Annotated in this window: 5 protein-coding genes; 3 read left to right on the top strand and 2 right to left on the bottom strand. The window is 63.0% G+C overall.

Annotation, left to right across the window (positions count from 1 at the left end):
- Window positions 1-984, bottom strand: coding sequence for a deoxyribose-phosphate aldolase (gene deoC / locus E4662_RS22660; protein ID WP_136443919.1), 984 nt, complete (start codon window positions 982-984; stop codon window positions 1-3).
- Between the two features lie 118 nt (window positions 985-1102).
- On the opposite strand from deoC, the gene E4662_RS22655 reads away from it, so the two are divergent.
- From E4662_RS22655 to E4662_RS22645, 3 genes are all read left to right on the top strand, one after another.
- Window positions 1103-1861, top strand: coding sequence for a DeoR family transcriptional regulator (locus tag E4662_RS22655; RefSeq protein WP_136443918.1), 759 nt, complete (start codon window positions 1103-1105; stop codon window positions 1859-1861).
- 278 nt (window positions 1862-2139) lie between these two features.
- Entirely contained in the window at window positions 2140-20487 is an 18348-nt protein-coding gene (locus tag E4662_RS22650) for a DUF7507 domain-containing protein (RefSeq protein ID WP_136443917.1), read from the top strand.
- 18 nt (window positions 20488-20505) lie between these two features.
- Window positions 20506-23979 (top strand): hypothetical protein, encoded by a 3474-nt coding sequence (locus tag E4662_RS22645; RefSeq protein ID WP_136443916.1) that lies wholly within the window; start codon window positions 20506-20508, stop codon window positions 23977-23979.
- Between the two features lie 18 nt (window positions 23980-23997).
- Here E4662_RS22645 and E4662_RS22640 read toward each other — a convergent pair whose 3' ends face one another.
- Window positions 23998-24834: a DUF6544 family protein gene (locus E4662_RS22640; RefSeq protein ID WP_136443915.1), complete on the bottom strand. Its 837-nt coding sequence runs from the start codon at window positions 24832-24834 to the stop codon at window positions 23998-24000.
- Window positions 24835-24911 lie beyond the last annotated feature (77 nt).

The following is a 24911-nucleotide window of genomic DNA, read 5'->3' as shown; positions in this document are numbered from 1 at the left end:
TTATCCGATCGGGTGGCGGTGGGCGGCAGAGTAGGCGCCGGTCACGCGGTGTTCGAGTTGCCGTTCGATGTCTCCCAAAAGGGACGAGGCACCGATGCGGAAGAGGTCGGGCTGGAGCCAGGCGTGGCCCAGTTCCTCTTTCATCAGGGTGAAATAGGTCAGCACATCTTTGGCTTTGGACACGCCCCCGGCGGGTTTGTAGCCCACGCGCGTGCCGGTCATCGCCTCATAGTCGCGAATGGCGCGGACCATGGTGAGCGAGACGGGCAGGGTGGCGTTGACGCTTTCCTTGCCAGTGGAAGTCTTGATGAAATCCGCGCCCGCCATCATGCAGACCATGCTGGCCTTTGCGACATTGCGCAGGGTTTTCAGATCGCCGGTGGCGAGGATCGCCTTGACGTGGGCATCGCCGCAGGCGGCGCGGAAATCGCGCATTTCGTCATAAAGCGCCTGCCAGTTGCCGGTGAGCACATGTTCGCGGGTGATGACGATGTCGATCTCTTCCGCGCCATCTTTGACCGAAGCTTCGATCTCTTTGAGTTTGGTCGCATGGGGCGACAGGCCCGCCGGGAAGCCGGTCGAGACGGCGGCAACGGGAATACCGGTGCCTTTGAGCGCATCGACGGCCGTTGCGACAAAACGGTGATAGACACAGATCGCGCCGGTGGTGATGGTCTTGTCCGCCATGCCAAGCGCGGCGAGGATGTCCGGGCGGACGGGCTGGATCGCCTTGGCACAGAGCCGCCGCACGCGCCCTTCGGTGTCATCGCCGTTGAGGGTGGTCAGGTCGATGCAGGTGACAGCCTTGAGCAGCCATGCGCTTTGAGCGTCACCTTTGACCGCGCGGCGGCCGGGAAGCTGCGAGGCGCGGCGTTCGGAGGCGGAGGTGTTCACGCGCATCGCTTCGATCAGCGACAGGTCCAGCGGCAGACCGGCGTTGCGGGCGTGCGCCTCGGTGGCCTGTAAGGGGGCGGGTTGGGACATGGCAAAGCCTTTTCGTCACGGGAAAGCGCCCCGAGCGAGTCGGGGTTTTGGTCAGGGTACTCTGAAATGTTAGTTTTGCAACTTGTTTTGTTATTGTTGTGACATTAAGCTTGCGAGTATGAGCCAGAGTGATCCCCGCAGCCCGAAACAAGCCCGCCGTTTGTTGCAGCTTGAGCGCGCCTTGAACGCCGCGGGATCGCTGCATATTCGCGATGCGGCGGCGCTGCTGGAGGTCTCGGAAATGACTGTGCGGCGCGATCTGCGCGAAAACCCGGAGCAGTTTCAGTTTCTGGGTGGTCACATCATGTTGCCCGCCGATGCGCAGCGCCGCGCGCCGTATGAGCTTGCGCAGGCCGGGCAGATTCAGGCCGAGGCGAAACGCGCCGCATGCGCGGCCTGTTTGCCGCTTGTGAAGCCGGGGCAGACGCTGTTTGTCGATTGCGGCACCACCTTGCCGCACCTCATTGGACTGCTGCCGGAGGGAATGGACCTGACGGTGATCTGCTATGCGCTGAACACGGCGGATGCGGTGGCGCGGCGGGCGGATGTGCGGCTGGTGTTGTTGGGCGGCGAGTACCATGCGCCTACCGCGTCGTTTTACCCGGCGGAGGAAGACCGGACGCTGGACGCTTACGCCATCAACCTTGCCTTCCTGTCGGCGGCGGGGGTGGATGCGCGGCTTGGTGTGACCTGCACGACCTTTCCCGAGGCAAAGCTGAAACAGGCAGCCATGTCGCGGGCGCAGCGGCGGATCCTGGTGGCAGATCGGTCAAAAATCGGGCTTGTGCGGGCGGCGCGTTTTGCTGATTTGTCCCGGTTTGACGGGATTGCGACCGAGGATGGTTTGACCACCGAGCCCGAAAAAATGCGCCCTTAGGCTGATCTCATTCCGAGCTGAGATCCTGTGAAGTGACGTTGCGGAAGCCCGGTTCTGAACCGCAAACTTGCGCTGACCTTTGCGCAGGGTTACGTAAACCACAACACGCCTCGGGATTACGTGACTGATTTATATACATTTTAGGAAGCGTTGCGGCGCCGCAACAGGGGAGTTTGCGCGCTGAAATCCCATAGGCGGGGGCTTCGATCCAGAGTATTCATCTTTGATGACATTCAGACCGCATGACAACCATGCGCTGAACGGGGAGAGTGTGGGTGATGGCTTCAGCCTGGACGCGCGTGGCGCGGGTTTTGTGTGCTTTGGGTTTTGGCGTTGCGGCGGGCAGTGCCCAAGCGACGCCGTTCACAACAACGGTTCCCGGCACCTCCATTGTGTTGCCAGCCGAGTATCCCGAAGCGGGCGGTGTTGCGATTGTCCTCGAAGGTCTGAATGGCAACCTGTATTATCAGTTCTCCGATCCCACCGGCGCGTTTCGCGGGTTTCAGAACAGCGGGTCCCCCGCCGCGTTCCGGGGCAACCCGTTCACCATCAACAATCCGATCGGGCTTGATTGCGGCTTTTCCAGCTGTACCGACTATTTCGGCGGCGGCCTTGCGCAGGTGCATATCCGGTTCAGCGCCTATGACGGCGACACCCAGCCAGGCGGTTTCGACAACAACGACATCGACCTGATCCTGAACGGATTCAACGTGGGCAGCTGGTCCGGGCTAACGACGGAGATCACCAACACCGCCGGTACGCAGAGCTTTGGCTTTGCTACGGGTTTTGGCAACAACACCTTCAACACCGGTTGGTTCTCCTCGACCAACCCGGCGCTTTTGTCGAACATCCTGACCACCGGGCAGACGGTGACGCAGGTCTTTGATGATGATCCGAATGACAACTACTGGGATTTCCGGCGCGGGCCGTCGCTGACCAACCCCGCGATTGTCACGGTTGCACCGGGCTATACGCTGGAAAAGACCGCTGATGCATCGAGTTTCACCGCGCCCGGCGAGGTTGTGACCTTTTCTTACGAGGTTGCGAACATCGGGTCTGTGCCGATCCGGCAGCTTTCGGTGTTTGATGACCAGATCGGCGCGGTGACCTGTAATGATACGGTGATCCTCGACCAGCCGAGCGGGGCGCCTGCGCCGGATTCCACCACCTGTACCGCGACCTATACAACGACGCAGGAAGACGTGGATCGCGGGTTTGTCACCAATATCGCGATTGCCGAGGGTGTGCCGGACTTCGGCACGCTTGGCGCGTTGGAAGACGAGGTGACGCTGACCGGCCCGGTGGCGAACCCGGTGCTGTTCTTTGACAAATCCACCACCGCCAGCGATTTCGGCGTGGCGGGCGACACGATCCCTTACAGCTTCCTTGTGCGCAACGATGGCAATGTCACGCTGAGCGATGTGGAGATTGACGACCCGCTCCTGCCGGGTCTGAGCTGCACCGTGCCCGATCTTGCCCCCGGTGACGATTTTACCTGTTCGGGGGATTACACGGTCACGCAAGCCGATGTGGACGCGGTGGCGGCCAACCCGGTTTATACCATCGACAACACGGCCACCGCGACGGCTGAGGCCCCGGATGGCACGCCGCTTTCCGAGAGTGACAGCGAGAGCGTGCCGGGGCAGGTGCCGAGCCTTGATCTGACGCTGGTCAAAACCTCGATCACCGCGAATTACGATGCGGTGGGGGACGTGCTGCAATACGAATTTGTGGTCAGCAACACCGGCGATGTGACCTTGCCGGAACCCGTGATCAGCGACACGCTGACCGGCGGGGCGAGCTGCCCGGCGGGCGGCGTTGCACCCGGTGCGTCCGTGACCTGTACGGCGACCTATACGGTCGATCAGGATGACATTGATGCGGGTGAGGTGCCGAACACCGCGTCGGTCACAGCGACGGTTGGCGCGCTGAGCGCCTCGGACAGCGATGATGCCACCGTGCCTGCCCTGCGCAGCACCGGTCTGACGCTGGACAAGCGTTTGAATGCCGGGTCCGAGACGACTTTCGACGCGGTCGGAGACATTCTTATATATGACTACATTCTGACCAACACCGGGAACGTGACGCTGAACGGGCCGAGCGTGACGGATGACAAGGTCACTGTGACCTGTGCGGCGACGGAAATTGCGCCGGGCGCGTCGGTGACCTGTACTTCTGTGAACTACGTGGTCGATCAGCCGGATCTGGACGCCGGCTCTGTCACCAACATTGCCTCTGCGGCGGCAACGGGCGATGGACCGGCGGCGGAAGCGGTGAGCAGCAACAGCGATACGGTCACGGTTGAAGCGGATCAGAACCCGGCGCTGGACCTGGAGAAAACCGCGCCTGTGGTAGCTGCGGAAGACTTCACCGTGGGCGAGACGGTGACGTATACCTTTGACGTGACCAACACGGGTAACGTGACGCTGACGCAAGCGTTGACCGGGGTGACGCAGATTTCGATCACCGACGACAAGATCGGTACGTTTGCCTGTGCCGCCTTGCCGCTGGCGGTGGGCGGTTCGGTGCAATGTACGGCCAATTATGTTCTGACCTCGGATGATGTTCTGGCTGGCCGCGTGGTGAACACTGCGGAGGCGAGCGCCGGGGCGACGGTTTCTCCCGAGGACAGCGCGCAGATCGCGCCGGTCTTTACCCCTGAGATCACCCTGAGCAAAACCGCGGACACGGCCAGTGTTGCAGCGACAAGCGACAGCATCACCTATCGCTTTACCGTCGAGAACACGGGCGACACGCAGATCCTTTTGCCCGCGCAGCCGATCACCATCAATGACCCGGCGCTGACCGGGCCGGCAGATTGTTCGGCGCAGCCCGCCACGCTGAACCCCGGCGACAGCTTTGACTGTACCGGCACGCGCGTGGGCGTGACGCAAGGCGAGATTGATGCGGGGCAGGTCGACAACACGGCGACCGCCAGCTTCCCCTTCTCCGGGGGCGGGCCGACGGTGACGATCCAGTCGAACTCCAGCAGCGCCAGCGTTCCGGTCGTTGCCAGCCCGGCGATGACCTTCACCAAAAGCGGCCCGGCGCAGTTTGATACGGTGGGTCAGAGCCTGAGCTATGATTTCAGCGTGACGAACACAGGCAACGTGACGCTGCGCAATGTGACGGTGAGCGATCCGCTGATTCCGGCCATGTCCTGTGTGCTTAGCGAGATTGCACCGGGCGCGACGGCCTCTTGCCCGTCTGAGAGCTACACGGTCACCCAGGATGATGTGGATGCGGAGACCATCCCGAACACGGCCACGGCGGTGGCGGTTCCGGCGCAGGGATCGCAGCTGACCCAGACAAGCAGCAGCACGGCGACGATTGACCCGGCGGATGCGGTCAAGGCGCTGGACTTCTCGAAGGACGCAAACCGCAGCAGCTTCGACGCTGTGGGTGACATTATTATATACACGTTTTCTGTCGAAAACACGGGAACGCAGACGCTGACCGCCGTGACGGTCACGGATTCGCTGGATCCGGGCTATTCCTGCCTCATCCCAACACTGGCGCCGGGGGTGACGGACACCTCCTGTACTTACAGTCATACGGTGACACAGGCGGACATTGATGCGGGGCAGGTGGACAACACCGGATCGGTCTCTTCGACCGATCTTGGCCCGATCACCGACACCGAAACTGTCAGCGGCCCGGCGCGGGCCGCCTCCTTCACATTTGACAAACAGGCGGCTGCAACGTTTACCGCCGTGGGCGAGGTGGTCGAGTTCACCTTTGCCGTGACCAACACCGGGAACGTGACGCTGAGCAACGTGGCGGTGAACGATCCGTTTTTTGGCGCGCCTGTCAGCTGCACCATCCCGAGCCTTGCGCCGGGGGTGACGGATGACACGAGTTGCAGCGCCAGCTACACCATCACCCAGCCGGACTTTGACGCGGGCTCGATCACCAACACCGCCAATGTCACCGCAGATGCCCCGGCGGGTGTGGCCGCGCCGACGCCGCAGAGCGATACGGCCGTTGTGACCGGCCCGGCGGAAAGCGCGTCAGTTGCCGTGGACAAGGTTTCGACTGATGGGGCCTATGCGGCCTCGGGCGACACCGAGGTTTATACCTTCACCGTGACCAACACCGGCAATGTCACGTTGAGCGGGCTGACGATCACTGATCCCGACCCCGCGTTCACCTGCTCCTTGCCCGACCTGTTGCCGGGGGCGAGCACGACGCTGTGTGCCGATGGCATAACGGCGCTTTCTGTGACCAAGACGTTCGATCAGGCGGATGTGGACGCGGGCAGCTTTGCCAATACGGTGACTGTCACCGGCGCGTCTGATGTGCTTGGCACGCCGGTCAGTGCAAGCGACACCGAAACCGTCGAAGGCCCGGCGCAGGTACCGTCCATTTCGCTGGCCAAGACCAGCACCTTTGGCGCGACGCTGGAAAGCGTGGGGCAGGTGCTGACCTATGATTTTGTCGTTACCAACACCGGCAACATCACCCTGACATCGGAGATCACCGTCACCGATCCGCTGATCCCGGATGTGGATTGCCCCGTGCTGCCGCTTGGCGGCGTGGCGCCGGGGGATACCTTTACCTGTACCGGTGAATACGAGGTGACGCAGATTGATCTCGACAATGGCGCGGTGAACAACACGGCGCAGGCGGCGGTCACGCAATCGGTGATCCCGCGCAATCCCGGCGATCCGGCGACGGTTACGGTGCAGTCCAACATGGACAGCGAGACCTTCACCGTTGATCAGCAGCCCGCGCTGCGGATTGAAAAGCGCGTGAAATCCACCAGCGCCGCGAGCTTTGACGCGGTGGGCGACACCGTGACGTTTGAATACGTTGTGACCAACATCGGCAATGTGACCACCACCGCGCCGATCACCGTGGACGATGACAAGATCACCGGCACGCTGACCTGTTCCGCCGCGCCGCTGGCCCCGGGTGGTCAGGTGATCTGTGAACAGGACTGGACCGCGACGCAGGACGATATTGACGCAGGTGAAGTGACCAACATCGCCACGGCGGACACGGTGTTTGATGGCAGCCCGGTTGCCAGCGATCCCGATAGCGTGACGATCAACGCGGTGCAGGATCCGTCGCTGGCCATCGTGAAGACCTTTGACAGCACGGATAACCCCGGTTTCTTCACCGTGGGTGACATGCTGAGCTACACCATCGTTGTGACCAACGATGGCAACGTGACGGTGGATGCGCCGATCACGCTGACTGATAACCTTGTCACCCCGGTCTGTCCGGCTGTGCCTGGGGGCGAGATGGCCCCCGGCGATACGCTGACCTGTTCGGCCACGCATTCCGTCACGCAGAATGACATTGATCTGGGCGCGTCCACCAACGTTGTTTTTGCCACCGGCAGCTTTGACGGCAGCCCGGTGCAATCGCCGAGCGATGATGCGATTTACCCGGTGAACGCGCAGCCTGCGCTGACCTTGATGAAAGAGGCGCTGCCCGCGAACCTGCCCTACACGGCAGTGGGTGACGTGATTACCTATCGCTATACGGTCGAGAACACCGGCAACGTGGCGTTGTCGGCGGCGATCACCATCGAAGATGACGTGATGGGCACGCTGGCTTGCCGCGGCGATGCGGCCACGGAAGGCTCCGTGTTTGCTCCCGGTGCCACGCATATTTGTGATTTCCCCTATAGCATTTCGCAGGATGATCTGGACGCCGGTGAGCTGACCAACAACGCGACGGCGAACACGGTTTATGCGCCGTCAGGTCCGGCGACGGATGTGCGCTCGCCCGGTGTTGCCGAGACGATCACCGCCGATCAGAGCGAGCTTTTGACCGTCGACAAGTCCATGACGACAACGCTTTCGGGTGGTGTGGCGCAGGTGGGCGATGTGCTGACCTATGAGATCAGCGCAACCAATGACGGAAACCAGACGCTTTCGGGTGTGGCGCTTTCTGATCCGCTGATCCCGAGTTTGACCTGTACGGTTGGCGGCGTAAGTGCGCCCGCGAATGTGGTGCTCACCCCCGGCGAGGCGCTGCTCTGCACCGGGACATATACCGTCACACAGGCGGATATTGACGCGCAGACTCTGACCAACACGGCCAGCGGCACGGCGACCGATCCGCAGGGTGAAACGATCACGGGCACCGATATGCACGATCAGCCGCTGATCGCGCCGGTCTCGTCTATTCAGGTGGACAAGGCCATTCTGCCCGCGCCGCTTGCCGGTCAGCCCGCCTTTACCGATCCCGGTCAGCCGTTGACCTTTGTGATTACTGTCACCAACACCGGCAATGTCACGCAAGCGAGCACGTTGATCACCGACAGCCTGCCGGTCTCTCCGGTCAATTGTACCGTGGGCGAATTGGAGCCGGGCGAGAGCGACGATAGCTGTGAGTTCACCTATATCGTCACGCAAGACGACATCGACGCGGCCAGCTCTGATGGCTCCACCGTTTATGCCGGTTTTGAAAACGTGGCGACGGGTGTGGCCACACCGTTGAACCCGGCGCTCCCGACGGCGACGGATGATGGCGAAGTCTTTGTGCAGGGGCCGGATCTCGATCCGCGTTTCACGCTGGTCAAGGAATCGACGACCACCGAGATCGACACATGGAATGCGCTGGTCACCTATACCTACACGATTGCCAATATCGGCAATGTGACCCTGACCGAAGAGCCGGTGATCACGGATGACCGCATCGGAACCTTCACCTGTACCGGCATGCCTGCGGGCGGGATTGCGCCCTCTGAATTCTACAGCTGTTCGGCCACGGACCGGGTGGAGCAATCGGACCTCGATGGCGGCGCGATGACCAACACCGCCACCGCCGTGAGCAGCGAAGTGCCCGATCCGGCCAGTGATACGCTGACGATCCCGGCCACGCAGACGCCAGGGATTTCCTTGGCGAAAGAGGCCGATGTCACCGGTGATCTGACCGCCGGGCAGGTGGTGACCTATACTTATACCGCCGTGAACACCGGCAATGTGACCCTGACGGACGTGACCGTTTCGGACATGCACACCTCGGCCAGTGGCACTCAAAGCGTGACCATCGGCGGCGAGGCTTTGTCTTCTGATATCAATGAGATCGGCACGTCGAGCGATGCGGCGGCGGGTAATGGCGTCTGGAGCAGCATGGGGCCGGGCGACACGGTTACCTTTACCTCCAGCTATACCGTCACGCAGGATGATCTCGATGCGCAGGCGGATATCACCAACAGCGCGAGCGTGACCGGCACCGGGCCGGGCAGCAGCGGCGCGGCCACGGACACCGCCGATGAGGTTGTCTCGCCTATCCTTAAGGCCCCGTCGCTTGTGCTGACCAAGGTTGCCGATGATACGGCGCTGAGTGATCCGGTGGTTCTGGGGCAGGAGATTGTTTTTACGATCACGGTCGAAAACGCGGGAAACGTGACGCTGACCGCGCCGGTTCTGACCGACACGCTGACCGATGCCAATGGCGATGCGCTGACCCTGACCAGCCTGCCGAGCTACACCAGCGGCGATGATGGTGACGGGCTTTTGGGCGTGGATGAGGTCTGGAGTTATGAGGCGCGGTTTGCCGTGGATCAGCAGGCTCTGGATGCGGGTGGGGTAGAGAATTCCGTTTCCGCCACCACAAACGACCCGCAAGGCACGCCGGTTCCGGGCACGCTGCCGACGCCGGTTGAAGTGCCGATTGATCAGGCGCCGTCTCTGGCTTTGGTCAAATCTTCGGTACTCGATGATGGCGGCGATGGGCGCGCGGATGAAGGCGATGTGATCACCTATACCTATGTGATCACAAACACGGGCAACGTGTCGTTGTTTGATGCCGGGGTCTCGGAGACGACCTTTGGCGGTACGGGTACAACCCCAGTACCGGCCTATGCGTCTGGCGGCGCGGACCTCAATGGCAATGCGGTGATGGATGTGGCCGTGGGCGGGACCGTGACCTTTACGGCCACCTATGCGCTGACGCAGGACGACATTGACGCGGGCGGTGTGACCAACCAGGCCACGGCCAGCGCCGATGATCCCGAAGGGCAGCCGGTGACGGACCTGTCGGGCACGGCGAATGACAATGACACGCCCACGGAAACCACGATTGGCAATGCGCCGGGGCTGGAGATTGCCAAGAGCGCGGATGATACCGCGCTGAGTGATCCGGTGGTGCTTGGCCAGCTGATCACCTTTGAAATTACTGTAGAAAACACTGGAAACGTGACGCTGAGCGCGCCGGTTTTGACGGATGTTTTGACCGATGCGAATGGCGATGGGCTGACCCTGTCCAGCACGCCGAGCCTGACTTCGGGCGATGATGGCGACGGCGCGTTTGAGGTGGGTGAGACATGGGTGTATGCGGCCAGCTTTGCCGTGGATCAGCAGGCGCTGGACGCGGGCGGGATCGAAAACACGGTTTCTGCCACCGCCACCGATCCGCAGGATCAGGAGGTGACGGACAGCATTGATGCCCCTGTCGAGGTGCCGATTGCGCAGGACCCGAGCCTCGCGCTGCTGAAGACGGCCGTGGTCAATGACGGCGGCGATGGCCGCGTCGAGGCCGGGGACACGATCACTTACACCTATGTGATCACAAACACCGGGAACACGACACTCTTTGATGCCGGGGTTTCGGAGACCACCTTTGGCGGCACGGGCACCGCGCCGGTTCCCGCCTATGCCAGCGGCGGAGCGGACCTTGATGGCAACGCGGTGCTGGATGTGGCCGTTGGCGGCACCATCACCTTCACGGCAACCTATACGTTGACCCAAGAGGATGTGGACGCAGGGCGCGTGAGCAATCAGGCGACAGCCAGCGCCGACGATCCGCTTGGCAATCCCGTCAGCGATCTGAGCGGCACTGCCAATGACAACGATACGCCCACCGAGGCGACGTTCACTGAGCAGCCTGATTTGCAGGTGATCAAGACCGCCGTGGAAAGCCTCAGCACCCCGCCGGTGCCGGGCGATACGGTGAGCTATACGATTACGGTTGAGAACACGGGCACAGTGACGCTCAACCCGCCCGCTTTGACCGACACGCTGACCACCGCGGAAGGCGCGGCGCAAACGCTCAGCCAACTGCCGCTGTTTACAGGTGGCGATACGGACGGCGACGGCTTCCTCGATGTGGATGAGACGTGGAGCTACACGGCTCAGGCGACGGTCACGCAAGAGGCGATTGACGATGGCGGGTTGAGCAACACGGTTCTGGCACAAAGCGCCGGGCCGAATGGCACGCCTGCGTCGGATACCTCTGACGATGGCAGCAACCCGACGGGCGACACGCCCACCGACACGCCGCTGACCCGCGCGCCGGATTTGACGCTTGTCAAAGCCTCCTCGCTTGATCTTGGCGCCGATGGGATTGCTGGTGTGGGCGATGTGATCACCTACACCTACACGGTTGAAAACACAGGCAACGTGACGCTGTTTGACACAGGCGTGAGCGAAACTGGCTTTGCCGGGGCAGGGATCACGCCGGTTCCAGTGCTCTCCTCTGGCGGAGCGGATATCGACGGGGACGGCGACGGCCCGGATATTGCCGTAGGTGCAAGCGCGGTGGTCTTCACCGCGACTTACGCGCTGACGCAGGATGATATTGATGCGGGGCAGGTAGAGAACTCTGCCACCGCCACGGCCAACGGCCCGGATGGCACCCCGGCAAGCGACGTGAGTGGCGCGGATGCCAGCAGCGATGCGCCAACCGAAACGCCGATCCCCACGGCGGGCGGGCTGGAGGTTTTCAAAACCGCCATCACCACCGGCATTCAAAACCCGGCGCAGGCGGGGGATATCGTCACCTTTGTCATCACGGCGGAGAACACCGGCAATGTGACATTGGACGCTGTGACGCTCTCCGAAGACTTCCAGCGCCGCGATGGCACGCCTTTGAGCATCACCCCGGTCTTGACGTCCGGCGATGGCGGCGTGGCGGGCGCGCTTGAGGTGGGCGAGACGTGGGAATACCGCGTGAGCTATGCGCTGACGCAGGAGGATATCGACGCGGGCGGCGTGCAGAACCAAGTGACAGTTGACGCCACCGATCCGCAGGACACTCCGGTTTCGGACGTGTCCGACGACGATGGCACAGGCACCGACGATCCGACGCTTGTCACCGTGGCGGGCGCGCCGGAGGTGGCCGTGGTCAAGGCGCTGAGCAGCGGGCCGAACCCGTTCAGCGCCGTGGGCGATGTGCTGACCTACAGCTTTACCGTGACCAACACCGGCAACATCACGATCACTGAAGCCATCGCGATTGACGATCCGCTGATCGAAACTCAAAGCGCCATCACCTGCGCCGCACCGCCGCTGGCCGTGGGCGCCTCGCTGACATGTACCGGCAGCTATGCGGTCACGCAGGATGATCTGGATGCCGGGGAGGTTGTGAACGTGGCGGATGCCAGCGTGACGCAACCGGTTGTGCCGGAAAATCCCGGCGATGCCACCGAAGTCGAAGCCACCGCCACCAGCAACCCGGTCACCGTGCCGGCCTCGCAGGAGCCTGCGCTGGACATGGCCAAGGCGCTGTCTGCCTCGTCGGCTGGCACCTATGAGGCCGTGGGCGATACGATCAGCTATGACTATACCGTCACCAACAGCGGCAATGTCACGCTGGCCGGGCCGTTTACCGTGGATGATGACCGGATCGGTACGGGCCTGGCCTGTGGCACGGGCCCGCTTGCGCCGGGCGGCAGCGTCACCTGCACCCATGTTTACACCGTTGATCAGGACGATCTGAACGCGGGAGAGGTGACGAATATCGCCACCGGCAACACGGTCTATGACGGCGCGCCCGTTGCGTCGGATCCGGACAGCGTGACGGTTTCGGCGATCCAGACCCCGGACATGAGCATCGTCAAAGAGCTTGTCTCTGCCACGCCGGACATCTTCGACACCGGCACGGTGCTGGCCTACAGCTTTGCCATCACCAACACCGGCAACGTCACCATAGACGCGCCGATCACGGTGGATGACAGCCTGATTGATACGGTCACATGCGATGCCCCGGCGGGCGGTTTGTTTGAACCGGGCGCGAGCCTGAGTTGCACAGCCAGCTACACCATTGTTGCCGGTGACATCGCGCTTGGTTCTGTCATCAACATCGCCACGGCCAATGGCACGTTTGACGGCGCGCCGGTGGTCTCGCCTGCGGATGATGCGATTTACCCGGTTGATGCGCAGCCTGCACTGACGCTGGCCAAGGACAGCGATCCGAGCGACGTGACCTATGCGGCGGCGGGCGATGTGATTACCTACAGCTATACGCTGACCAACAACTCCAACGCGGCGTTTGATCAGGATGTCACGATCACCGACAACCGCTTTGACGCGCCGTTCCTGTGTCGTCCGGCCTCCGAAGGGGTGTTCAATGTGGGGGAGAGCTTCACCTGCATGGCCGATTACACGGTCACGCAGGACGATCTCGACGCCGGTTCCGTGACCAACGAGGCTTTGGCGAACACCGTCTTTGCCCCCGGCACAGCCAATGAGCGCGCCGTTGTGTCGAATCCTGCGACCAAGACGGTGCAGGCCGATCCCGCACCGGCTTTGGCGCTTGAGAAGGTCCTGAGCGATGCGCCTGCCGCAGCGGCGGTTGATGATGTGGTCGAATTCACGCTGACCGCGACGAACAGCGGCAACCAGACGATTTCCGGCGTGACGATTTCCGACCCGATGCTGCCTGTGCTGACCTGTACGGTGGACGGTGTTGCCGCTCCGGCGAATGTCTCGCTGGCACCGGGGGATGCGCTGATCTGCACCGGCACCTATGCGGTGACGCAGGCCGATCTGGATGCGCAGAGCCTGACCAACACCGGCTCCGTGCGCGGCTTTGATCCCTTGGGCGGCGATGTGACCGATGAGGACAGCGCGGAGGTGCCGCTGGCCACGCCCGCGCCCGAACTGACCGTGGTCAAGAGCGTCACCCCGACGCCCGCCACGGGCCAGCCGGTGTTTACGAACGTGGGCGATACGGTTGATTTCCTGATCGCAGTGACGAACACCGGCAATGTCACGGTCGACGACATCACCATCGCCGACGACCTGCCGGTTGTGCCGGCCTCCTGCGATGCTGGCACCCTTGCGCCGGGCGAGACGGATGCGCTTTGCGTGGTGACGTACACCGTCACGCAGGCCGATATCGACGGGCAGGCCGGGGATGGTTTTGGCTCGGTTCTGAACATCGCCACGGCGACGGGGACCAGCGCGACGCCTGATGGCGCTTCGGTGACCGGAACCGGCGAGGAGACCGCGCGCGGCCCGGATGCTGCGCCGGAAGTGGCTCTGGAAAAGACCGCCGATGTGGAAGCGGTAACTGTAGCTGGTGAGACCATCACCTATAGCTATGCGGTGACCAACGTGGGCAACGTCACGCTGACCACGTCGATCTCTGTGACCGACGACAAGATCGACGACGTGTCCTGCCCGGCGTTGCCCGCAGGTGGCCTTGCCCCGAACGGCGTTCTGACCTGTACGGCAGAGTATGTCGTCACGCAGGAAGACGTGGATTCCGGCGCATTGACCAACGTTGCGCGGGCCTTCTCGGATCAGGCGATCCTGCCGGACACCCCCGGCGGCGAGACCGCCACGCTGACGCTGCCGGTCACGGCGGCCCCGGCGCTGGTGTTGGAGAAAATCCCGTCCGAGAGCACGGATGTGACGGTTGGCACGGTGCTGACCTACACCTATCGCGCCAGCAACACCGGGAACCAGACGCTGACGGATGTCAGTGTGTCGGACAATCACACCTCGGCCTCTGGCACGGTGGCGTTGGCCGTTGGCGGCGATCGTCTGGCGACGGATGCCGCGCCCACAGGTGACAGCAGCGATGCGGCTGAGGATGCGGTTTGGGATGTGTTGCGCCCCGGCGATGTGGCGGAGTTCACGGCGACATACACCGTCACCCAAGAGGATATCGACGCGCAGGTGGTGCTGAGCAACACGGCAAGCGTGACCGCTACGGACCCGGATGGCGATACCCTGAGCGATACGGATACGGTTGAGGTGACCGTCGATCCGGCCACCCCGGCCCTGACCGCGGTCAAGGTGCTGGACGATGCCGGTCTGAGCGCGCCGCCGGTGGCGGGCGAGCTGGCCGCGTTTGACATCACGGTCGAGAACACCGGCAACCAGACGCTGGATACTGTGACCCTGATCGAGGTGCTGCGCCGCAACGATGGCACGCCGCTGGCGCTTGATGCCGCGCCGGTTTTGACCGGCGGCGACACCGGCACGCCCGGTGAGATGGCCGTGGGCGAGGTCTGGACCTACCGCGCCAGCTATACGCTGACCCAAGAGGACATCGACGCGGGCGGGATTTCGAATAACGTGATCGCACGCGGCTTGTCTCCGGATGATACGCTGGCGCAGGACACCTCTGGCAGCGGCGCGCCGGGCGGCACAGGCAGCGAGCCTGCGGTTGTTTCCATCCCTGCGATGCCCGGGATTGATGTGGCCAAACGTGTCAGCACCCCGGCGACGGAGGTGGGTGAGACTCTCGGCTTCACCATCTCGATCACCAACACCGGCAATGTCACCCTCACGGATGTGGCGGTGAGTGAAGAGACCCTGAGCCGCTTTGATGCGACTGAAATAACCCCTGCACCGATCCCGGTGTTCACGGGTGCGGATATGGGCTCTGGCCTTGGCACGCTCCTGCCCGGTGAGACGGCGACATACCTTGTGAGCCACACGCTGACGCAGGAAGACGTGGATGCGGGTGGTCTGTCGAATACGGCCGTCGCCATCGGCACCCCGCCGGTGGGCAGCCCGTTGACCGACAGCGTGGAGACCCCGGCAGAGCAGGAAATCCCGGCGGAGCCGTCAATTGCGCTGTTGAAGGATCTTGGCGCGGAGGCCCCGGCGAGCTTTGACACGGTGGCAACGGAGATCCCCTATCTCTTTACCGTGACCAACACCGGCAATGTCACGCTATACGGTGCGATCACCATCGACGACCCGCTCTTGAGCGAAGCAGGTGTCACCCCGGTCTGTGAGGCTGTGCCGGACACGGGGCTGACCCCGGGTGCTGCGCTGACTTGTACCGCCACGCTGAGCGTGACACAGGAGGACATTGACGCAGGCCAGATCACCAACACGGCGACGGCCAGCCTGGATGAACAAACATCCGAGCCGTCCGAGATCACCATCACCGCAGCGCAAATGCCGGAACTTACGCTGGATAAGATCGCGCCGGATATGCCGGCGGCAGCGTTTGTGACCGGGGCCGTGGTGGAGTACAGCTTTGTCACCACCAACACCGGCAACGTGACAGTGACCGAGCCGATCGAGATCGTGGATACGCTGATCGCGCCTGCAGACCTGATTTGCGAGACGTTCCCAGAGGCGGGCCTCGCTCCCGGCGGCACCTATACCTGCACCGGCAGCTATACGGTCACGGCGACAGACGTGGACCTCGGCAGTGTGACCAACGTGGCCTATGCCACCGACGGCACCACCACCTCGCCGCTGGATGATGCGCTTGTGCCGAACGAAGGGGTGCCCTCGCTGTCGGTTGAGAAGGTTGCGGGCGTGACCGAGTTCAGCGCCGTGGGCGATGTGATCCCCTACACCTTTATCGTGACCAACACCGGCACCCGTGCCTTTGCGCAGCCGGTTGTGGTGAATGATACCCTGACCGGGCCTGTGACCTGCTTTACCCCAAGCACGGGCAACCCGGATTTCATTCCGGGCGAGACGGCGACCTGCACGGCGCAGATCACCGTCACCCAAGACGATCTGGACCGGGGCTTTGTGGTGAACGAGGCTTATGCCGAAACCACCTTTGGCGCGGATGACACAACCGTCCTGTCGCCGCCCGATCTGGTGCGGGTTGATGGCGCTCTGACGCCTGCCTTGACGCTCGCCAAGAGCGCCGCGCCGCTGCCCGTGAGCGGGGCAGGGCATGTGCTGACCTTTACCGTCACCGCCTCGAACACCGGCAACCAGACGCTGAGCAACGTGGTTGTGCGCGATCCGCTGATCGACGGGTTTGCCTGCGCGGCGGACACGCTCGCGCCCGGCGGACAGCTGATCTGCGAAGGCGATTACACCGTCACGCAGGCCGATCTGGACAGCGGGGCGCTGGTCAACGTGGCCACAGGCCGCGCGGTTGATCCGCAAGGCGATGGCGTCAGCGATGAGGTCATCCTGCCCGTGACCCTGCCGACCCCCGCGCCGGGCCTCAGCCTGACCAAGACCGCCACACCGTCGCCCTTTGGTGCGGTAGGCAGCGCCTTGACCTATCTCTTTGCGGTGGAAAACACCGGCAATGTGACGCTGACTGGTCTGACCGTGACGGACCCGCTGGTGCCGGGCTTTGCCTGCACAATTGCGAGCCTTGCGCCGGGCGCGACAGATTTGACCTGTAGCCTGACCACCGAAGTCACGCAGGAGATGGTTGACGATGGCGCGCAGGAAAACACCGCGAGCGTGACGGGCTTTGCCCCGGATGGCTCCGGCATTTCGGACAGTGACAGCATCACCACCGCTGGCCCTGCGCAATTGTCCTCTCTGGAGGCGACCAAGGTGCTGCTGCCGGGAACTGTTTCCGTGGCGGGGGCGCCTGTGCGCTTCTCGCTTAGCGTGGCGAACACCGGCAATGTGACGCTGGACACTGTCGTGATCAGCGACGTGATGACAGATGGCTCTGGCACGCCGGTCAGCCTTGATGCGCCCTTTGCTCTGGTCTCGGGTGATGATGGCAATGGTCTGCTGGATGTGGGTGAGACATGGATTTACACCGCCGAGCGCACCCTGACGCAGGATGATCTGAACGCCGGTGGTCTGAGCAATCAGGTGACCGTCACCGCCACTGATCCGGCGGGCGCGCCTGTCTCGGATATCTCTGACGATGGTGATGATACGGACGGCAACCGCTCCGACGATCCCACGGTCTTTGCGCCCGCCACCGCGCCTGCGGTGACGGTGATCAAGAGCGTGATCCAGAGCGGCGCGATGCCGGGTGATACGGTGATCTTCGAGATCGTCGCAACCAACACCGGCAACCTTGATCTGACTGGTATCACGGTCACGGATGCGCTGACCCGCGCAGATGGCACCGAGCTGACCGCCGAGGTCACACCGGTGGCGCTGCCCATGACGCTTTCGCCCGGGGATCAGGCGATCTGGCGGGTGAGCCATGTGCTGACGCAGGATGATGTGGACGCGGGCGGCTTGCGCAACACCGCTCTGGTACGCGGCACGGCGGCGGACGACAGCCCGGTGAATGACCTCTCGGCGGATGATGATTACGCCGATGGCAACACCAGCGACGATCCGACCGAAGCGCTGATCGCGCCGAGGCCCGCCTTTGAAGTCATCAAGACGCTCACGTCTATTGGCGCGGCGGCGGGTGAGCCTGTCTCGTTCGAAATCGCCGTGACCAACACCGGCACCGTGACGCTCAGCGGCATTTCCGTCGGCGACGAGATGACCGATCTGGCGGGCAACGACCCCCGGACCCTGACGGCGGTTTATGTAGGTTCCGATGGCACGCCGCCGTCCTCCGAAGGCACGTTGCGCCCCGGTGAGACGGCCACCTATAGCGCCACCGGTATCCTGACCCAGGACGACATGGACGCGGGCGGGGTTCTGAACAGTGCGATTGCCACGGCCACGACGCCGCAGGGCGGTACGCTGGTGGATGTGTCGGACGACGATGGCATCGGTTTTGACGATGCGACGGCGGGCTCCGTTGTTCCGCTGCCCTCCTTCGATCTGACGAAAGAGGCGACGCGCCCTGAATTGCTGTTCCCGACGGTCGAGCAGGTGACGTTCACCTTCACCGCCACGAATACCGGCAACGTTACGCAGGGCGGTATTCAGATCAACGATGATCTGGACGCTTTCCTCGCCCCGGCTGTGCTGTTGTCTGATACCTATCCGATGGAGATCACGGTCGCGGGCTTTGGCGCTGACGCCGGGCCAAACGCCGGGTTTGACGGCAGCGGCGATACTGCTCTGATCGCAGGTGATGCTGTACTGTCGCCGGGTGAGACCGGGGTTGTGACCCTGACGGTTGTCTATTCCACCGCGCCGGGCCAGCCGGGTGCGCCGAACACGGCGGGCATCACCTCCGAGGACATGCCGGAGCCGACCGACGCGCAGGTGACGGTTGAGACCACGGATACCGATGGCGACGGCATTCCCGACTATCTCGAACCGGGCGACCGGGACAATGACGGCGTGCCGGACTGGAACGATTATGACCCGACGGGCTATCTCTATTGCGAGGAAGACGGGCGCATTCTGACTGGCGGGCTTGTCACCGTCAGTGGCGGCGGCGACAGCCAGACCGGGATTGGCACCACAGGCGCGATCACCGTCGTGCAGGATGGCTCGCTGGGCTACTACCAGTTCCACGTCACCGCGCCGGGCACCTATACGGTGACCTTTACCGATCCCAGCGCAGGCACGCCGTCCACCACGCGCAGCCCCGGCGGGCCGCTGGACGTGACCTCGCTGCTGCCGGAAAACCCGGCGGCGCTTGGCTCGCCCGAGCAGGGCAACACCGGCGTTCTGGCGGACTTCTCGGAGGCGGCGAACCCCTTTACCCAGACCTTCGTGATCGAGGCCGGTGATCCGTTCGTGATCAACGTCAACATCCCCTACATGGGTTGTAACGGGGTGAACGATGTGGTCGCGACCAAAACCGCCGATCGCCGCACCGCGGTGTTTGGCGAGACGGTCAACTACACGCTCACCTTCCGCAATGACACGCTGAACAACTACGTGGACGCCCGCGTGGTGGACGTTCTGCCTGCGGGTATTGTCTATACGCCGGGTAGCGCCACGGTGAACGGTGTTGCGCAAGAGCCGATTGTGCAGGGCGGGCGGCTTTACTGGACCACGGACCTGCCAGCGGGGGATACGCTGACCGTGACCTTCGCCGCGCGTGTTACCCGCACCGGCAGCTTTGGCGAGCGGGTCAACAAGACATGGCTCGAACACAACAGCGGGCGGATCCTGTCCAATGTGGCCACGGCCAGCGTTTCGGTCGAGCCGGAGCATGTCTTTGACTGCTCGGACGTGATCGGCAAGGTTTTCCATGACCGCAATGGCAATGGCTATCAGGACGGGCCGGGCAGCCTGCCCGAGCCGATTTACCGCGACGATGTTCTGCCCAGCGGCAAGGGCGGCAAGCTCGCGCCGGAGCCCATGCGCCCTGACACCACAGAGCCGGGTATGCCGCATGTGCGTCTTGTCACGCCGGATGGCACGATCATCACAACCGATGAGTTTGGCCGCTACAGCGTGCCCTGTGCCGCGCTGCCGCGCGACATCGGCTCGAACTTCCAGCTGAAGCTCGATACGCGCAGCCTCCCCACGGGCTATCGCGTCACCACTGAAAACCCGCGCAATATTCGGGTGACCGCCGGTAAGATGGCGCGCCTGAACTTTGGCGTGCAACTGGGCAAGCTGGTGCGCATCGATCTGACCCATCAGGCGTTCCAGACCGGTCAGGCCGCGCCGCTTCCGGCGCTGGATCAGGCCATTGACGGGCTGGTGAAACAGATCGCCAAGAAGCCTTCTTTCCTGCGGCTGAGTTATACGCTGGCCCCCGGCGAGAGTGCCGGACAGGCGCGGGCGCGTCTGCGGGCGCTGGAGAAACAGATCCGCCGCGCATGGCGCGGACGCGGCACCTATCGGCTTGAAATTGAACGCCATGTGGTTCGTGCGGGGCGCTGAGTGATGAGGAACGTTGGTATGAACAAGATCTATCGCACTGCCGCCACCGCATTGGCGCTGACGGTCCTTGCGGGCCACGCCCCGGCGCAGAACGTCGTGGCCACGGGCACCGGCTTTGTCATCTCGGTCGATGCGGGCGACGGACCGGCGCAGGTTTCCGAAGACTTCACCGGGGTGGCGGCCCCGGCGCCTTCCACCACTGCGCCGCAGCCGGTGGATTGGCTCTTGGCCGCTTCTGACATTGCCGTCACCTTTGACGGGCTGGATGTGAAACGGCGTTTGGATGCCATCGTTCTGACAGTGGGGCCGATCTCCGAAGGTCAGAGCATCCGGGTGCAGAGCCAGCTCAACTACCCGGCGTTTGTCCAGCGCGGCGAGTTTCGCATTCTCGACCTCGGCGCGCGCGGCGGGCCGCGTACCGTGGCCGTGGTGCCGGTTGATCCCAATGGCGTGGCCGCTTTTGCCGTGCCCGAGGGCGCCGCCGATCTGATCCTGACCCACCGGGTTTATGACGCGCGCGGGCGTTATGACGAAACCGCGCCGATTCCGCTGCGCGCCGATGAGGGCGGATTTGCCCGGTTTGGCGATCTGGCGGTGGAAGAGGGGACAACAACGCTCGCCCGTGCTCGTATTCCGGTGCATGGCGGCGCGGTCACCGTGCGCGGGGACAATGTTCCGGGTGGGGCCGAGGTGCGTACGCTCGGCGAAAGCCTGCGCCCCGACACTTCCGGCAGCTTTGTCATTCAGCGCATTCTGCCGCCGGGCGATCATCCGGTTCAGGTGCAGGTGGATGGCGTCGCGCAAGCGCTGCATCTGGAGCGGGACATTACCGTGCCCGCCAACGAATGGTTCTATACCGGCACCGTCGATCTGACCTTTGGCCGCCGGTTCGGCAATCCCAAGGACGCCAATGGCGCGGACCTGTCCGAGACCTACTCCCACGGCCGCATCGCCGCCTATGCCAAGGGCAAGGTGCGCGGGGGGTGGACGATCACCGCATCGGTGGACACGAACGAGACTGATCTTGATGAAATCTTTGACGATTTCGACAAGAAGGACCCATACAGCACGCTGCTGCGCATGAGCCGCGAGAGCGCTTATCCGACCTATGGCGACGACAGCACCATCGAGGACGATACGCTGACGGACGGCAAGTTCTATCTCAAGGCGGAGCGCGATGGCAGCCATCTGCTGTGGGGCAACTTCAAGTCCTCGATTGGCGGGACATATTACCTGCGCAATGAGCGTGAACTTTATGGGTTTCAGGGCGTTTATCGCAGCCCCGCGCAAACCGCCCACGGCGAATCCCGCGTCTCGCTGGAAGCTTTTGCCGCCACGCCCGACAGCCTGCCGGGGCGCGAGGTGTTCCGGGGCACCGGTGGCTCTGTCTATTTCCTGCAGAACGCGGACCTTGCCATCGGTTCCGAGACTGTCACAGTTCAATTGCGCGACAAAGACACAGGCCGTGTGGTTTCGACCAGCACGTTGGTCGAAGGGCGCGACTATACGATCAACTACACCCAAGGCTCTGTTGTCCTGAACGCCCCGCTCACCGGCTCTACCGGCGGCGGCACGGTGATCACCAATCCCGGCGGCGAATATGATGTGAACCTTGTGGTGCAATACGAATACACCCCCGCCGCAGGGCAGGTGGATGGCACCAACATGGGCGCGCGGGCCGAGGTTTGGGTGAATGATTTCATCCGGCTCGGGGCAACGCGCTCTGTTGAGCGCACGGGCTTTGCCGATCAAACCGCGACGGGCGTTGACATGCGCCTGCGCTATTCGGAAAACACGTTCCTTGATCTGGAAAAGGCCCGAACCGAAGGGCCCGGCTTTGGCTCGTCTTATTCGTCAAACGGCGGTTTGGTGGTTTCTACCTCGCCGGGGGCCAATGGCACGGGCGAGGCATGGATGGCGCGCGGGCGCGTGGATTTTGCCGACGTGGGCCTTGGGGTCGACGGCAATATCGCCGCTTATTACGAGCGCCGCGATGCAGGTTTTTCGACGCTGGACTATCAGATCACCGATGACGAAGAGCTTTGGGGTGTGTCGGCCGAAATCGCGCCCAGCGAAGCCGTTTCGCTGCGGCTCTATTATGACGACTACCACGACGCCACCGGCAAAGCTGTGCGCGAGGGCGGGCTGGAGCTGGACCTTGTCCTGACGCCCACCACCACGCTCAGCTTTGGTGTTGAACATGTGGACATCGAGAACCCCGCCGCGCTGCCCGAAGACACTGGTCAGCGTACCGATGTGGCGGCGCGCCTGACATTTGAGCCGCGCGAGGACCTGAGCTGGTATCTCTACGGCCAAGCCACCGTGAACCGCTCGGGCGGGTTGGAAAAGAACGACCGCGCCGGGATCGGCGTCCGCTATCGTTTCTCCAACAACTGGACGTTTGAGGGCGAAGTGTCCGGCGGCACCAAAGGCGCGGGCGGCGCGTTGCTCTTTACCCGGCAGGGGGAGGGGACGGATAATTTCTATCTCGGCTATCGGCTTGATCCGGGCCGTGATTTCAGCGGTGTGACGCTAAACGGTCAGGACAAAGGCACCTTTGTCATCGGTGGGCGGCGTCAGGTGAATGACGATCTGACCTACTTTGGCGAGAACACCTATGACCTCTTTGGCCGCCACCACGCGCTGACCAGCGCGTATGGGGTCGAATACCGCGCGACCGAACAGACCGTCCTGTTTGGCGCGCTGGAAGTGGGCCGCGTGACGGACAGTGCCAATGGCGACGATTATGACCGCAACGGCATTTCCGTCGGCATCCGCCATGACAACGGCGCGGGGCTTCAGGCCAAGGCGCGGCTGGAATACCGCGTGGATGAGGGCACGCTGTCAGGCACGGACCGCGATCTTGAATCGCTGCTCTTTGCGGCCAGTGCCAGCTACAAGATCAACGATGAGCAGCGCCTGCTGTTCAATCTCGATTACTCTGACATCGACGCCAACAACGCATCCCTGCAGTCGGGCACCTATATCGAAGCGACGCTCGGCTATGCCGTCCGTCCGATCCTGAACGATCGCTTTAACCTCTTGTTCCAATACCGTTATCTCTACGACAGCATCGGGCAGGAGATTGACGGCACGGACTTCAAAGGCCCGCGTCAGGAAAGCCATGTGGTCAGCGTTGATGCGGAATATGACCTGAACGAACAATGGTCCATCGGCGGCAAGCTCGGCGGGCGCTGGAGCCGCAGCAGCCCGTCGGACACCGTGGCCTTTGCCCGCAATGACGCGTGGCTGGCGGTTATGAATGCGCGCTGGCACGTGGTGCACAACTGGGATCTTCTGCTCGAGGCGCGGCACCTTGAGGCCAAACAGGCGGGGATTTCTGAGACCTCCGCCGTGGGTACGGTTTACCGTCATTTCGGCAACAACTTCAAAGTGGGTCTCGGCTACAACTTCGGCAGTTTCTCCGACGATCTGACGGACCTGACCTATGACGACAAGGGCGCCTTCATCAACCTGATTGCAAAGTTCTGAGGGGTGGGGGCTTTGTGATCAGCGCTGAAACCGGATCGCGGTGACCTCGGCGATGAAAAAGGGGAAATAGGCGTCGGTTCCGATGAGGTTCCCGGCCTCGACGCGGGTCGGGAGGTTGAAGCCGTCGAAGTCACGAAACTCTGACAAATCGCCGCCAAAGGGTTGAACGCGGTATTCGGTCTCCGGGTTGGCGTTGCTCCAGCGTGGCAGCACGACGCGGACCGGGCGGCCTGCATCATCGAGCGTGACATCGACTGTCTGGCGCAGCCCGTTGCGCTCCAGGATCAGCCGCGCGGTGGTCTCGTCCACCGCCTGCCAGGTCACACCTGGCCCCGGCAGAACGGCGGCGGGCGTCCAGAAAACCGCCTCTGCAACGTAGCGGCCAAAGCCGGATCGCGTATGGTCCTCGGTGCCGCCCACGCGCGCAACCGGAATGAGCCCGCCAAGCCAGAACCGCGTCCAGCTTGCGCTGTCCGAGCCGGAAATCCGCATGACGCCGGACCCGCCGGACATTTTCCAGACGAAGCCTTCGGGCGCGGCCAGAACCTGCTCCGCTGTCATCGGCATGTAGTTGGGCGCGTCTTTGTCGCCCATTCCGAATTGCCCGCGCATGGAAATCTCGGCAACGCGGTGGAGGGGCGTGCCTTCCTTGATCGCAAAGAGAAAGAAGCGTCTGGCCGGGTCCGGCAGATCCTCGACCATCGTTTTCGTGAAAACCGGTGGCTGTGCGGCGCGCAAGGCCAGAAGCCTGTCCGCCTCTGCCCGATCCGCCCGATGATCCATCCAGCGCCACAGGGAAAGCCCGGTCAGGATCAGCAGGATCAGGAGGACAAGCAGCAGAAGGGCCGTTTTCATGGCGGTTCATCCCATCACATCAGGCAGCCTATCGGTACTCCCGATCCGAGATGTGATCGTTGATCCAGATCACGCGC

The sequence above is a fragment of the Pacificoceanicola onchidii genome (assembly GCF_004804335.1).
Classification (GTDB): domain Bacteria; phylum Pseudomonadota; class Alphaproteobacteria; order Rhodobacterales; family Rhodobacteraceae; genus Pacificoceanicola; species Pacificoceanicola onchidii.
The sequence above is the reverse complement of the archived record's forward strand: the minus strand, read 5'-3'. Positions and strand labels throughout refer to the sequence as shown.